This window comes from Prevotella sp. oral taxon 317 str. F0108 (assembly GCF_000162415.1).
Taxonomy (GTDB): Bacteria; Bacteroidota; Bacteroidia; order Bacteroidales; family Bacteroidaceae; genus Prevotella; species Prevotella conceptionensis.
This window is the reverse complement of the sequence record NZ_GG740072.1, coordinates 1,508,682-1,523,782: the sequence shown is the minus strand read 5'-3', so window position 1 is coordinate 1,523,782 and position 15,101 is coordinate 1,508,682. Positions and strand designations below refer to the sequence as shown.

At 48.0% G+C, this 15,101-nt stretch carries 11 protein-coding genes; 8 read left to right on the top strand and 3 right to left on the bottom strand.

Features of this window, described 5'->3' with window-relative positions; all coding sequences use genetic code 11:
• The 3 genes from HMPREF0670_RS05885 to HMPREF0670_RS05875 all read left to right on the top strand — a co-directional run.
• On the top strand, positions 1–448 hold a 448-nt coding region (locus HMPREF0670_RS05885; protein ID WP_044077756.1), incomplete at its 5' end, for a hypothetical protein.
• 120 nt (positions 449–568) lie between these two features.
• The gene (locus HMPREF0670_RS05880) at positions 569–1,312 is read left to right on the top strand and encodes a hypothetical protein (protein ID WP_198009271.1); all 744 of its coding nucleotides are present in this window, start codon (positions 569–571) and stop codon (positions 1,310–1,312) included.
• Positions 1,313–2,050: 738 nt separating this feature from the next.
• Positions 2,051–4,309, top strand: a complete 2,259-nt coding sequence (locus tag HMPREF0670_RS05875) for a nitric-oxide reductase large subunit (protein ID WP_009230238.1) — start codon at positions 2,051–2,053, stop codon at positions 4,307–4,309.
• Positions 4,310–4,713: 404 nt separating this feature from the next.
• Here HMPREF0670_RS05875 and HMPREF0670_RS05870 read toward each other — a convergent pair whose 3' ends face one another.
• Positions 4,714–5,292 (bottom strand): DUF4738 domain-containing protein, encoded by a 579-nt coding sequence (locus tag HMPREF0670_RS05870; protein WP_009230237.1) that lies wholly within the window; start codon positions 5,290–5,292, stop codon positions 4,714–4,716.
• 108 nt (positions 5,293–5,400) lie between these two features.
• Between HMPREF0670_RS05870 and HMPREF0670_RS05865 the strand changes: the two genes are divergently transcribed.
• Both HMPREF0670_RS05865 and HMPREF0670_RS05860 read left to right on the top strand, forming a co-directional pair.
• Positions 5,401–6,078, top strand: coding sequence for a DUF4230 domain-containing protein (locus HMPREF0670_RS05865; RefSeq protein WP_044077755.1), 678 nt, complete (start codon positions 5,401–5,403; stop codon positions 6,076–6,078).
• Positions 6,071–6,709, top strand: a complete 639-nt coding sequence (locus HMPREF0670_RS05860) for a DUF4230 domain-containing protein (protein ID WP_009230235.1) — start codon at positions 6,071–6,073, stop codon at positions 6,707–6,709. The genes HMPREF0670_RS05865 and HMPREF0670_RS05860 overlap by 8 nt, the downstream gene beginning before the upstream one ends.
• Positions 6,710–8,124: 1,415 nt before the next feature.
• Here HMPREF0670_RS05860 and HMPREF0670_RS05850 read toward each other — a convergent pair.
• Both HMPREF0670_RS05850 and HMPREF0670_RS05845 read right to left on the bottom strand, forming a co-directional pair.
• Positions 8,125–9,090, bottom strand: a complete 966-nt coding sequence (locus tag HMPREF0670_RS05850) for an endonuclease/exonuclease/phosphatase family protein (protein ID WP_009230234.1) — start codon at positions 9,088–9,090, stop codon at positions 8,125–8,127.
• Positions 9,087–10,010 (bottom strand): DMT family transporter, encoded by a 924-nt coding sequence (locus tag HMPREF0670_RS05845; protein WP_009230233.1) that lies wholly within the window; start codon positions 10,008–10,010, stop codon positions 9,087–9,089. The genes HMPREF0670_RS05850 and HMPREF0670_RS05845 overlap by 4 nt, the downstream gene beginning before the upstream one ends.
• A gap of 214 nt (positions 10,011–10,224) precedes the next feature.
• On the opposite strand from HMPREF0670_RS05845, the gene lon reads away from it, so the two are divergent.
• The 3 genes from lon to HMPREF0670_RS05830 all read left to right on the top strand — a co-directional run bounded on the left by lon (position 10,225) and on the right by HMPREF0670_RS05830 (position 15,047).
• A complete protein-coding gene (lon, locus tag HMPREF0670_RS05840; RefSeq protein ID WP_009230232.1) occupies positions 10,225–12,690 on the top strand; it encodes an endopeptidase La in 2,466 nt (821 codons plus the stop codon).
• 7 nt (positions 12,691–12,697) lie between these two features.
• Positions 12,698–13,825, top strand: coding sequence for a tRNA guanosine(34) transglycosylase Tgt (gene tgt / locus HMPREF0670_RS05835; RefSeq protein WP_009230231.1), 1,128 nt, complete (start codon positions 12,698–12,700; stop codon positions 13,823–13,825).
• A gap of 64 nt (positions 13,826–13,889) precedes the next feature.
• A complete protein-coding gene (locus HMPREF0670_RS05830; RefSeq protein WP_198009282.1) occupies positions 13,890–15,047 on the top strand; it encodes an LptF/LptG family permease in 1,158 nt (385 codons plus the stop codon).
• The last annotated feature ends 54 nt before the right edge of the window (positions 15,048–15,101 follow it).

Genomic DNA, 15,101 nt, shown 5'->3' with positions numbered 1-15,101 from the left:
CTCTGTTGATTTATGGGGACAGAATAGGGCGGGTTTGCAACCGAGTAAGTTAGAAACAGAGGTGTTGTATGATGTAGAAGGCATTGCTTATAAGCAAGTTTGGAGGAAAGATGGAGAGGTTGTTAGGTGTTGTTATCTTACTCGAAGTGGGCAGAAAGTTGAGAATGCCACATGGTGTTTGGATACGCAATGGGTATCAACTTTGGCAGATAATGTTTTGGATAAAATACGTTTTGACGATGCCAACTGCACAAACGTACGGGGAATAGTCCTTCTATTGGCTGTTCCCGAATTGAATATAGCGGAGTTAAGGCTGACGGACGTATTGCCAAAAGAATATAAAGAGATGTTGTTGGGGGCGGTTCGTGATGCGGAAAGCGACATTAGTGGCCTTGAAGGAGATGCTCACATACTGGCTCTTTTCCCTGTAAGGTTTACGACAAACTGAAAACATGCAACACAAATGAATAAGTAAAGGAGCTGAATTAGGATGAAGGAGATGTTGGCTTATATATTCTTGACCAGTGAAAAAATAGATCTTGTGTACCACCTAACTTTTCTTAAATATATGGACGGCAAAGTTTTAATGCGAGCAATGAGGGTTACAACAATGTTAATGGCTTTTACTCTTGTTGGAGTGTTTATGGTTTCGTGTGCTGACAGGCGAGATAAACTTCCCGATATTCTCTATGGAGACGAGTATCGGGTTTGGTACGTAGATTTTGATAATGATGATAGATGGCATTTGTGTTTCTATTTTAATAAAGACGGGACATGGAAAATCTTAGACCAAGATCCGCAAGACAGCTTGCATAAGCATGTTGAGCGATGCCAGTTTTGGACAGAACGTTGGAGACTTGAAAACGATACGACACTGGTTCTTGGTGAAACTGCGTGGAAGGTTCGTGTGGTTAGTCCTACCGAATTGAAACTTTGCCTTGATACAATAACGATGATTTTGCAGCCAATTGTCTACAATCCTGTACACAAGCAAGGTAAATATGGGGAGTTTATTGGAAAAACCGTTGGCTATTTTCTATCCTATCATCGCTTTTATTCCAATTTAATGGTGGTCGCAGGAAAACCAGGAAAGCCTCGCGCAATAAGGGTTGACTATCCTTCTGATTCGTTAACCATTGAGTTAGCACCCGCAGAATTCAAGCATATAAAATTGTTTGACGAGTTCCAAGAATGGGATACTACCTTAGCTAAGAAAGAAAACATTGCCCAAATTCGGGTTTATAAGAACGATTCGCTTATTGATGAGATTCCTTGGAGTGAAAGAAGTAAATACAGGGAGATTAAATATTGAAATTAAGTACGGCATGTTCCAACACCCCCCAGCTTGGGTTCAGTTGTCGTTTATTTGTATTGCTCTTCACTGTCTTTCTGCTGTTATCTGGTATGTGCCTGTCATTTTGCTTTATTATCGTTCTTTATTTATCTTATTGCTTACGGTTTAAGAGTGATACACATCATATTTTAAATAATTGCTGTCTGCAAAACATAAATAGCAGGAAATCCTAACGTAATGCTTATAAGCAGCTGTTGTGTACAGCAATAAGGTTTTCTAGATAGGTTTGTATTGACAAGATGAAAGGGTAGATTCGAACAGATTGGTGGAACGGATTGATGATGCTTTGTTTGAGGTAGGATAGTATGGGGTGGTACAAGCATTACCTTTAATGTATCAGGAACTTTACTATTGTGCTTAATTCGAGGTGGTTTCCATCGTTTTTTTCATGGCACGCTTGTTGCATATATGCTTTTGTTGGATGGTGTCGTTTGTTTATAAAGATGGAATTTCTTGAAAAGCCGTGTGGCGTGGCATAACTCACGCGTCACACTTATCGGTTACATTTGTTACCCAATGCGCATTGCGCAAAAGCAACAAATGTTACCTAATGTGGTCTTTTCTTTTCTTTCGGGTATGCTTTGCGGGCTTATGGCACACGCATTGTTGTTCATTATATTGAGAGAGGGGCGTGGTATGCCCTAATCTAATATAAGTTGTAAAGATTAAAACTGAACATTAACTAAAATCAAGAACATGACACCAAAGAAATTATGGTTGACTTTGGCGGCGGTCATTATCGGGTCGTTCGCCGTTTTATGCTTCTATGGCGTTGAGATTTTCAGAGAGATGCCGCCTTTTCCCAACAAGGTGGTTACTGAGAGTGGCGAAACGTTGTTCGAAGGACAAGATATTAAGGACGGACAGAATGTTTGGCAATCTATCGGAGGCCAGACAGTTGGTAGCGTTTGGGGGCATGGCGCATACGTTGCCCCTGATTGGACGGCCGACTATTTGCATCGGGAGTCGGAGCTGATGCTAGCCGAATTGGCTCAGAAAGACGGTAAAGTGTATGCCCAGTTGGCCGAAGCGGACAAGGCTAAGTACAAGGTGCTGTTGCAAGAAGAGCTCCGTAAGAACACTTATGATGCGCAAACGGGCGTCATCACTTTTAGCGACATGCGCGCTAGGGTAGCCAAACAGTTGCATAACTATTATGCTAAGCTGTTCTTGAACGACCCCTCTATGGCTAAGTTGCGCAATGCGTACGCTATGCGCGAGAAATCTGTTGAGGCGGTAGGCGGTCTTTCGGCCGAACAGCGTTTTGATAAGATGGACGCTTTCTTCGCATGGTCTAGCTGGGTATGTGTAACCAACAGGCCCAACAGCGACGTTAGCTATACCAACAACTGGCCACACGACCCCGTAATAGGCAACATTGCACCCACCTCGCTGCATCTCTGGTCGGGATTTAGTGTGTTGTTGCTGCTCTTCTGTGTGGGAATTTTGGTTTACTACTATGCACAGCATAAGGAGGAGCATGTGTCGAAGGCACCCGAAACGGACCCGATGAGGGAGCTTAAACCCACTGCGTCTATGCGTGCCGTACTGAAATACATTTGGGTGGTAGGCGCTTTGATGTTGGTTCAGATGATTTCGGGTGTGATAACCGCCCATTACGGTGTAGAGGGTGATGCCTTCTTTGGCTTGCCCATACAAGATATTTTCCCCTATGCCGTGTCGCGTAGCTGGCATGTTCAGCTAGCCATCCTTTGGATTGCAACGTCCTGGTTGGCCACGGGCTTATATATAGCTCCGGCTGTTTCGGGTGTCGAACCCAAATATCAGGCCTTGGGTGTTAACGTTCTCTTTGGCGCATTGGTGTTCGTTGTTGCAGGTTCGCTGGCTGGCCAATGGTTTGGAGTGATGCAGAAGCTTGGCTTGGTAGAGAACTTTTGGTTCGGACATCAGGGATACGAGTATGTCGAACTGGGTCGCCTATGGCAGATATTGTTGCTTACGGGGCTAGTTCTTTGGCTATTCTTAATGATACGTGCCCTCATTCCCGCGCTCAAGCGTAAGGACGAAAGCCGCCATTTGCTTATTCTCTTTGTAATTGCCTCGTTGGCAATTGCTTTCTTCTATGCCGCCGGCTTGATGTATGGTCGCCAAACCCACATGGCTATTGCCGAATACTGGCGTTGGTGGGTGGTTCATCTTTGGGTTGAGGGCTTCTTCGAGGTGTTCGCCACGGTGGTTGCATCGTTCTTGTTCTGCCGTTTGGGGCTGCTTAAGATAAAGAGTGCCACGATTTCGGTGTTGTTCTCCACCATCGTGTTCCTTGCAGGTGGCATCCTAGGAACCTTCCACCACTTGTATTTCAGTGCAACGCCAACGGCTGTGCTGGCACTTGGTGCCACATTCAGTGCGATGGAGCTTGTTCCGCTCGTACTTATTGGCATGGAGGCGTACCATAACTACCAGCTAAGCCGTTCTACGACTTGGATAAAGTCCTACAAGTGGCCGATATATTGCTTCATTGCGATGTGCTTTTGGAACTTCTTGGGTGCAGGTATCTTCGGTTTCTCTATCAATCCGCCAATTGCCTTGTATTATTTGCAGGGACTGAACACCACTGCCGTTCATGGCCATGCGGCTCTTTTCGGGGTCTATGGCATTTTGGGAATTGGCTTGATGCTGTTTGTTTTGCGCGGCCTTTATCCCGATTACGAGTGGAACAACAAGCTTATTGGCTCTGCTTTCTGGTGCATAAACATTGGTTTGTTGCTCATGACGGTGGTAAGTATCTTGCCCATCGGCATCTTGCAAGCCCACGAAAGCATCACCAATGCTTACTGGTCGGCAAGGTCAGCCGAGTTCATGCAACAAGACATCATGCAGACATTAAGATGGTTGCGTATTCCCGGAGACTCGTTTGTAGCTTTGGGTGAAGTCTTATTAGTGTTGTTTATCATCGGCCTACAATTTGGTTGGTCGCGAAAAGGCAAACGCTAAAACAACTCCGCAAGCCATTTTTGATGGGTTTCTAGGCCTCGCCCGAATACAGGTTCCACCTGTTTAAAGGGGAATGTCCTACTATTCCGAAGTATGGAGGTTTCATTATACCAAATGGTTGGGTTGAAATCAACTCAGGGAAATCTTCAATGGCGAACCTGCCTGGAACCATCAAACATCCGATAACAACAAGAATTGGCCCTATAAACCGCTTTCAAAGCTTGGTTTATAGGGCCTTTCGATATGCTATATTCACAACTTGCAAAGTATGGGTTGTGTATGTGCTGATAAAAAATGTTTGCAAGAAACGTTTGTTGTGCCAAACACAACCATGTTTCTTTCAATCTTTGTTGGGCGATAAAAACATAAGGTGTTCTGTATTTGCACATTGGCAATGCGCCCGTTTACACGCCTTCCTCCTCTTCTTCGGCCGTGTTGCTGTTTCCCATTTCGCTTTGCGTGTCTAGTGTGGCATCCTTTTTAATGCTCACTTCGCCAAATCTCGAAACCTTAACCACAAGTGGAACGTATTCGTCGCTCGACTTATCGGGCGACCCAACGCTGGCAGCGAAGTACAAGTAGTCATTGTCGCACTTGTCGTACACCACGCCCAGCAAGGCACCACCTTTGTAGCTGGCGTCAATTTGGTTGATGAAGTCGGCCTTGGAGAACGTGCGGTTAAAGAATACCGTGCCGTCTTTACGAAGTATTTTCACCGTGGCGCGGTTGTCGTAATACTTTTGTTCGCCGTCGTTGATGAGGGGTAGCGACTTGTCGGCCTTAAATTGGGTGTCTATGGTGTAGCTTGCGCCAATCCATTGCACTTGTCGGCTTTCGCTATGGTCGCCCATAGCACGCGTTTCTGTGGCGCGCACAACGATGGGTTTGCGCGCGATGATGTCTTTTTTTTCTTTTTTGCCTCCACACGACGGCAGGCAGATGGCCACGCTCATGGTAACGAGGGCCAAGAGATGTTGTTTCATTTACTTATAGGTTTTTTACCGCGCAAAGATAAGAAGAAATAGTGTAAAAAACGAAACGATGTGCGCATTATTTACTATCTTTGCAGCATACGTAACACATTCAGACGCATGTACAGAACGATTTTAATGGCTTTGGCATTGGTTCTCATGGTCTTGGGCTGTTCGGGCAACAAGTCCGAGCCAGGCCAGGAGGTTGTAGACACGGTGCCGATGATGGTGACTCAACTGAAAAAATGTTCGCGACTATACACCACCGAGATACGCGTGCACAAGATTATCACGCACAACGACGAGAAAACAATTAAGGGCTCGTTCCTTGGTAACAAGTTCAACATCAACCTGCCACTAAGCAAACGGCAGGTGGCCATACCTATGGAGGCTACCTTGAAGGCGTATGTAGACTTCGGAAAGTTTAGCGAAGACAATGTACGCAGGCGCGGCGACCGCATTGAAATAACCCTTCCCGACCCGCAAGTGGAACTCACTGGCACGCGCATAGACAATAAAGGCATTAAGCGATATGTGGATTTTGCGCGTTCTAACTTCACCGATGCCGAGCTCACGGCCTACGAAAGGCAGGGCCGAGAGTCGATTGTTAAGTCTATCCCGCAAATGAAGATAATGGAACAGGCACGCCAAAACGCCGCCAATGTTATCATCCCGATGGTGGCGCAGATGGGATTTAAAGAAGAAAACATAACGGTGAACTTCCGTAAGGACTTTAATTACGGCGACATCACTCGCCTTTTGCTTGGCAATACAGAAAGGAGGATTGGCAATGAGTAAGTTTCGTTCCCTACTTTCGTTAGTTCCTTTCCGCTTTTGGCTGTACTTGGGCTTGGTGGTTGTGGTGTTCGTGGTTATTTGTGTGGCCGTTTGTCGGTGCGAAACCGATAATAGTATAAGCGTGGTGAGCAACGACAAGATAGACCTTACGCCCAACCAGATACAACAAATAGAGGCTATTGGCGAGTGGGAGTTCCTGTCTATCGACGACGAAGAGTTGGTAGACACCGTTAAATATGGTTTCTTTGGCGACGATAAGTTGGTGCGTATTTATTATGGTACGTTGCGTTTGGGCGTTAATCTGCGCGAGGCGCGCCCACGTTGGCTGTCGATGCAGGGCGACACGCTTTGCGCTACGCTACCGCCCGTAAAGCTTTTAGACAACAATTTTATTGACGAGGCGCGCACCAAATCGTTTTTCTCAACGGGAACATGGAGCGATGCCGACCGCGACCGCCTTTATTATAAGGCTAATGCCATGATGCGCAAACGCTGCTTAACGCCTACCAATATGGCGTTGGCCGAAGAAAATGCTCGCACACAGTTCACTAGCTTGCTGCGTTCGCTGGGTTTCGACAAGACGAAAGTGGTGTTCGACGACCCCCAAACTGCCACAAAGAAAGAACGTTGATAACAGATTCATTGGGCTACATGCACCTTGTACTGTGGCTACAAAGTACCTTGTACTGCTACTACGTGCATTGTCTATTGCTGCTTTACACCGTTTTATTTATTGTTGCTGGCCGCTAAACTTCAAATCGGCTCGGCTCCTCTATCCGCAATGCCCATCAATAGGCGTTGCGGATTTCGTTTTCGAAAGGCTAGCTCCCTTTCAGACTATCATTCATCCCCAAAGTTCTTCCGTGTAAGTGCTCTTGTACTGGCGCAAGGATTAAAACCAACATCGTCGTGCAATGCCACTGAATAACTGGCGTAAGATTGTAAAACATTTATATCAAAAATTAACATTATGAGTGCCCTCGCCGTAAAATTTCCAAGCATCGGTCGGATTTTCGCGCGTATTTTTAAAGTTTGTAACCGCCTGACTCATTGGTGTTTACGATAAATAAGGCGTAAAAGCATGCTTTTTAGCATGTATTAGGGGGTGCAAAACATCAACAAATGCACCGCCAAAATCCACTAAGCGATTTTTCATTCCAATTGGTCAAAATGCCTATAAATAGCACTTAAAATAGTGCTTTTTATGGTCTTTTTGCTGCATTTTGCGGCATTTACCTTGCATTATGCTGCATGTTGTACTGCGTTTTGATGCAAATTGCATTGCGTTTTGGTGCATATTGCATTGCGTTTTGGTGCAAAATGCACTGCGTTTTGGTGCATATTGCACTGCGTTTTGGTGCAAAATGCGTTGCAACAACTAGCGATTAACCTCCATTTTCTAGTAGTTGCGGATGCAAATTTGGGAGAAATTTTCTTCAAAGAGAAATGCAAAAGCATAGTAAATGGCCAAAAACGGAGGGGATAAGCACGCAAAAATTGCCGAAATTTTATTGTTTGGGTGCATTTTATATGGCTTTTAGCGGTTATTTTCTTCTAGAATAGTTCGGCCGAAGAATGCGTTTTGTAAAATATATTTATCTTTTTAACAAATCGTTGACGGGCGATTTCCGAGATAAGAACAACAGCTATGCGCCAGCAAAGCGATAAGGCTAAACGTGATGGGCGCAATGATACGAACGTTTTCGTTAAGCCAAATGAACAATGTCGAGCTTGCTCGAACATTGTCATGGCGAGAAAACGCACTTTTCGAGTAACGAGAAAAGAACAATTTTAAGCCCTTACTGGCGTAAATGATATAGGGCAACGAGGCGCGCAGGACGTTCACATTTCACCCAATTGCGCCTTTAACCCCAATCGGCTGTTCGCCATATCGCGCTTGTGAAGAACAGAAAGGGGCTAGCTTTTGGGGAGAGGTAAAACCCATTTTTATTTGTCGGCAACCTGAACACCATGTTTGCTGTTTCAAATCTTTTAGCAGGCAGCCATATTTATTTATAGCGGCATTGCGCAGTTTTCTTCCTCATATCAGAGTCTACTTGCCGCATTGGGCATGCCGAAAGTCACCACCACGGGCAGATGGTCGCTAAAACCGCCAAGGTATTTAGGGCCTTGATAAGTTCGCCAAGGGCGTTTCCCACCATATTTTTCCTCGTCTTCCATTAGGAATGGGGCATCGAAAATGTGGCAGGAAACGCCCTTTTCGTGTATCTTTTGGCTAACGAAAACATGGTCTAGGCTGCCCCATTCGCCTTGATAACGATAGGTACCTTTCGCCCCGTTAATGCCAATGGCGTTGGCCGACACGTCTGTTAGGCCGTTGGCAGCCAGCAAACGCAAAGCAGGCGCGTCGCCATAGTCGTTAAAGTCGCCCGTAACCACGATGTTAGCCGTTGGGTTTCCTTGCCTAATCGAGTCGATGGCGGTGCACAATCGGTTTGCCACGGCCATGCGATAAGGGCGTGTGTTGGCCTCGCCACCAGCCCTGCTAGGTGCATGGAGCACAAAAACGTGCAGCGTGTCGCCCCCAAAGGTTACGCCTTCGGCATAAAGAATGTCGCGTGTGGGGCGCATGCCCGTAGGCGGCTTTATGCGAAGGGCATAGCTTTTAATAAGTGCGAAGGTAAAGGGAGAGTAGAGTAGGGCCACGTCGATGCCGCGAAGGTCGGGCGAATGGGTCATTACATATTCGTATCGAGCCGTGCGAAGTAGCGAACGGCGTGTGAGATCGTGCAGCACACTGTCGTTTTCAACCTCGCAAAGTGCCACGAGGTCGGGCAGTCGCCATTGCTTTCCTTCCCCTCCGCAGGCCACAATCTCTTGCCCAATGCGGTTTAGTTTTTTCCAGTATCGCGAGGGCGTCCAATGGCGATAGGCTGTGGGCAGAAACTCTTGGTCGTTTTTCAGGCTGTCGTGGCGGCAATCGAAGAGATTTTCGCAATTGAGTTGAACCAGCGTAAAAAGCGAAATGAGGAGCGTGCCAAGTGTTGTCATGTGGTTTTAGACTTACTGCTAAGAAACAATCCCACGAGTATGAAAACCGTTCCCGCAATGAAATAGGGTGTGATGGTTTCGTGAAGTACGAGCCATGCAAACACAATGGTGGTGATGGGATTGACGTAAATGTAGTTTGTTGCACGCATGGCTCCTAGCTTTCCCATTACCCAGGTCCATGTAAGAAAGCAGATCATCGAACCCAAAACGCCCAGGAAAAGCAAGTGTCCGATAACGTCGGGGCGCGTCAAGGCATGCAATGGCGGCATCTGCGGCACCAGTATGTAGTAAGGTAGCATAGTAAGCAGACCGTAGAAAAACACCTTTCGGGTGATAAAAAGGCTGTCGTAGCGTTCGTTCATGCGTTTCATGATGATGGAATAGAAAGCCCATGCAAGGCAGGCACATAGCGCAAGGAAGTCGCCTAGCGGCGAAAGGTGAAGTACAAACTTGCCGTTGAGCACCACCGCGGCCATGCCTACAAAGGAGAAAAGCGTTCCGGCTACCTGCAAGGTGCCCAAACGCGTGCCGTGCACCAGCAGTCGCATGAGTACCATAGTGAACAACGGACACGAACAGACGATGAGCGACACGTTGGTGGCTGTGGAAAAGCGCAACGCCTCGTTCTGCATGAGGAAGAATGCAGAGCCGCCCGTGATGCCAAGTAGCATCATGCAGCCCTCGTCGGAGAGGTTGTTGCACAGCAATTTGCGGCCTCCTGCCCTACGCGGACCAACGAGCGTGAAACCCAACATCAACACGTATGCAATGAGAAAACGCAAGGTGAAGATGTGCGCAGGCGAAAGGCCGGCGTAAATAAGGAGCTTGGTGGAGATGAATGTAGAACCCCAAATGGCCACAGTGACGAAAGCCACCACGTGGTAAAGAAGGTTTGCGTGTGTAGATGTAGGCCTAGTCATGCGTGCTTTATTGATAAATAGCTGTTGGCAAAGGTAGGTTTTAATTACAAAACAACCAAACGAATGAGCCGATATTTATATCTTTGGCTTTAAAAACGATGGTTTATCTTATTTCGGCAAAGTGGTCGAACTCGCTATTAATGTGGGCGAAATGCCCTAATCTCACGATTTATTCGTACCTTTGTAGCCTTAAATAAAGAGCAAAGAATAATAAATGGACAGAAGAAACAATACTTCAATACAAATGATTGCCGACTACGAGGGCGATATCAGCACGCTTTTCGACACCCCTACGCCCGATGTGGTACCTGTTTTGGCCACTCGTAATCTCGTATTGTTCCCCGGTGTGGTGACGCCGATACTTGTGGGAAGGGCTGCAAGTGTAAGTCTTGTAAACAAGTTAAAGAAGGACCCGGAGCAGGTTTTCGCCGTGTTCTGCCAGAAAAACGCCGACATTGAGGAGCCAGGAAAGAAAGACCTCTTTCCCATAGGCGTGTATGCCAAGTTGGTTAGGGTGCTCGAAATGTCGGGCCCGGGCAACAACATCACTGCCATTGTGCAGGGATTGGGGCGTTGCCAGCTAGAAGATGTGGTGAAACGCAAGCCTTATCTCGTGGCGCAGACCACTAAGAAACCCGAAATTTTTATCGACGAAGACACGAGCGAATACCATACGGCCATGGAAGACCTTCGCAGTCAGACCGTGGAATTTATCAAGATGAACGAGGAAATGCCCGACGAGGCGCAGTTTGCCATAGCCAACATACACCACGACGTTATCGCCACCAACTTCATCTGCTCGAACATGCCTTTCGACCTTAACGATAAGATGCACATGTTGGAGGCCGACAACTCGCTCGAACGCGTGTATATCGCCCTGAAAACCCTGAACAAGGAGATGCAGCTGTTGCAGATTAAGCAAACCATACGCTCGAAAACGCGCGAAGACATCGACGAACAACAACGCGAATACTTCTTGCAACAACAGATAAAGAATATTAAGGAGGAGCTGGGCAACGGCGAAGGTTCGCCTGAACATCGCGAGTTGGAGGAGAAAGCGAAAGGCAAGAAGTGGTCCGAAGAGGTGAGTAAGATATTCTATAAGGAGCTGGATAAACTTGATACGCTTAATCCGCAAAGTCCCGATTACAGCATACAGCTCACCTATTTGCAAACAATGGTGGGCTTGCCGTGGAACGAATATACCAAAGACGACCTCAGCATTAAGCGCGCCCAAAAGGTATTGGACCACGACCACTATGGAATGGAAAAGGTGAAGGACCGTATCTTGGAGCATTTGGCCGTGTTGCAGCTTAGTGGCGACCTAAAATCGCCCATCATTTGCCTTTACGGACCTCCCGGAGTGGGTAAAACCAGTCTTGGAAAGAGCATCGCCACGGCCATGAACCGTAAGTATGTGCGCATGTCGTTGGGCGGATTGCACGACGAATCGGAAATTCGCGGACACCGCCGAACCTACGTTGGCGCCATGCCTGGCCGTATCATCAAGAGCATACAGAAAGCAGGTTCGTCCAACCCTGTGTTTATTCTCGACGAGATAGACAAGGTAACGCAGAACACTTTGCACGGCGACCCCTCGTCGGCGTTGCTCGAAGTGCTCGACCCCGAACAGAATAACGCCTTCCACGACAACTATCTCGACGTTGATTTCGACCTCTCGCGTGTGCTTTTCATCGCCACCGCCAACGACCTCAACACCATTCCGCGCCCATTGCTCGACCGAATGGAGCTTATCGAGGTGAGCGGTTACATCACCGAAGAGAAGATAGAAATTGCCAAACGCCACCTTGTGCCGCGCGAATTGCAGAACACGGGCTTGGCTAAAAACGCCACAGAGAAACCCAACTTCAACAAGGCGGCTCTTGAAAAGATTATCGAGCAATACACCCGCGAGAGTGGTGTGCGGCAACTTGAAAAGCAGATAGACAAGGCTTTGCGCAAGATGGCCTACCTGCGGGCGCTTAACGGCGAGTTGCCTTTTGCCAAAATAACGCCTGCCGAGATAGAAGGACTGCTGGGCAAACCGCCTTATTACCGCGACATCTATCAGGGCAACGACTATGCCGGAGTGGTTACGGGCTTGGCTTGGACAAGCGTTGGCGGCGAAATTTTGTTCATCGAAACCTCGTTGAGCAAAGGTCGTGGGGCGAAACTGACACTTACGGGCAACCTCGGCGACGTGATGAAAGAGTCGGCCGTTATCGCTTTGGAGTACGTTAAGGCCCATGTAGACAAGCTTGGTGTTGACTATCGCCTGTTCGACCAATGGAACATCCATATCCACGTGCCCGAAGGAGCCACCCCCAAAGACGGACCTTCGGCTGGCATCACCATCGCCACGTCTATCGCCTCGGCACTAACCCAACGCAAAGTGCGCAAAAACACCGCCATGACTGGCGAGATAACACTACGCGGAAAGGTGCTGCCCGTGGGCGGAATAAAAGAAAAGATATTGGCGGCAAAGCGCGCAGGCATCACCGATATCGTGATGTGTCGCGCCAATAAGAAAGATATAGAAGAAATTCCAGAGAAATATCTCACGGGCGTTAAGTTCCATTATGTGGAGAATGTGCAAGACGTTTGGGACTTCGCACTGACCAACGAGGTAGTGGAAAACGCCATTAAGTTCGACATAGAGGAAGAGAAGAAAAAGGATTGACAGCGAGATGAAATTTGAATTGCAACGTACCGATACGGCATCAGCCGCCCGAACGGGCATCATCACCACCGACCACGGACAAATAAAGACACCCGTATTCATGCCCGTAGGCACATGTGGGTCGGTGAAAGGTGTGCATTTCAGCGAACTGCGCCAGCAGGTGAAGGCGCAAATCATACTCGGCAACACCTATCACCTTTACCTTCGTCCGGGATTAGACGTGCTGAAAAAGGCAGGCGGACTGCATAAGTTCAACACCTGGGATAGGCCTATACTTACTGATTCGGGCGGATTCCAAGTGTTCTCGCTTACAGGCATACGCCGATTAACCGAGAATGGCTGCGAGTTTCGTTCGCATATCGACGGCAGCAAGCACGTTTTTACGCCCGAAAGCGTGATGGACACCGAACGAATAATAGGTGCCGACATCATGATGGCATTCGACGAGTGCCCGCCGGGCAACAGCGATTACGCATACGCAAAGAAAAGTTTGAGCCTAACCCAACGCTGGTTAGACCGCTGTTTCAAGCGTTTTAACGAAACCGAGCCGCTGTATGGCTATCAGCAAAGCCTCTTTCCCATCGTGCAAGGCTGCACTTATAAAGACCTTCGCCAAGAGGCGGCCAAGCATGTGGCCGACAAAGGCGCCGACGGAAACGCCATTGGCGGTCTGGCTGTTGGTGAACCAACCGAGGTGATGTATGAGATGATAGAGGTGGTGAACGAAATTCTGCCTAAGGACAAGCCCCGTTACCTCATGGGCGTAGGCACACCGCAGAACATTCTCGAAGCAATCGAACGTGGCGTAGACATGTTCGACTGTGTGATGCCCACCCGAAACGGGCGTAACGCCATGCTGTTTACCTACCAAGGCACAATGAACATGCGCAATAAGAAGTGGGAAGACGACTTCTCGCCCATCGACCCCGACGGTTGCGAGATAGACCGCATCCACTCGAAAGCCTACTTGCACCACCTGTTTAAGGCGCAAGAACTGCTTGCCATGCAAATAGCAAGCATCCACAACTTGGCTTTCTACCTGCGACTAACGGCAGATGCGCGCATGCACATCGAGCAAGGCGACTTTGTTCAGTGGAAGTCCAGCGTTATCGACAACCTTAACCGACGCGTGTAAAGCGCAAAAAACAATGTAACGAATGCAAATTAGACGCTCTATCAAGCTGTTGAGGCTACGGTGTATGAGGCAAAAGTGGGTGGCATGGCTTGTTGCCCGCTTGGCTTTCTTGTGCGTATTGTTGCCCACGCGCTACCTCAAAATACTCGATTGGTATATCATTCGCAAGTTCATTGGCACCTACGTCTTCTCGATTTTGCTCATTATCTCTATCGCCATCGTGTTCGATGTGAACGAGAATTTGGCAAAGTTCACCCAATTTCATGCGCCATTGAAGGCCATCGTGTTCGATTACTACGCCAATTTCGTGCCTTACTTCGCCAATTTGTTTAGTCCGCTGTTCGTATTCATTGCCGTTATCTTCTTTACTTCCAAGCTAGCCGGCACGTCCGAAATCATTTCGATGTTGGCCGCAGGCGTTTCTTTCAATCGTTTGATGCGTCCTTACATGGTGTCGTGCTTGCTCATATCGTGTCTTTCGTTCTATCTCAGCGGTTATGTGATACCTCATGGCACGGTGATAAGGCAAAACTTCGAGTCGATGTACAAGAACAGCAAGAAGAACACATCGGCAGAGAACGTGCAGTTGCAGGTAGACCGAGGCGTGATTGCCTACATACAACACTACGACGACAAGACGAAACGGGGCTATGGCTTTTCGCTAGACAAGTTTGAAAACAAGAAATTGGTGAGCCACATGACGGCCTCCGAGATACAATACGACACCATCAGCGATTCAAAATACCACTGGCAGGTGTCTAATTGGCGCATTAGGGAGATGAAAGCCTTGCGCGAGAAGATAACGTACGGCGACAAACGAGACACCCTTATCATGATGGAACCAGCCGACTTGGTGTTTTCTAAGGGACAACAAGAAACTTTCACCAACCCCGAACTCTCTTCCTACATCTCCAAACAGATAGGGCGGGGCAGTAGCAACGTGGTGCAATACGAGGTGGAATACCACAAACGCATTGCCGCCTCCTTTGCATCGTTCATCCTAACCACCATCGGTCTGTCGCTCTCGTCGCGTAAGCGCAAGGGTGGAATGGGGCTTTACCTCGGCATCGGCTTGGCTTTGAGTTTCGGTTACATTCTCTTGCAAACCGTTTCGGCCACGTTTGCCGTCAATGCCAATACGCCTCCCATGCTCGCCGCATGGATTCCCAACCTGCTCTTTGCTGTCGTGGCCTACTTCTGTTACCGCAGCGCGCCCAACTAACGCCGAGTAGGCAGGCAGCCAATAGTCAGCAAACAAACCAAGGCAAGAAGATTA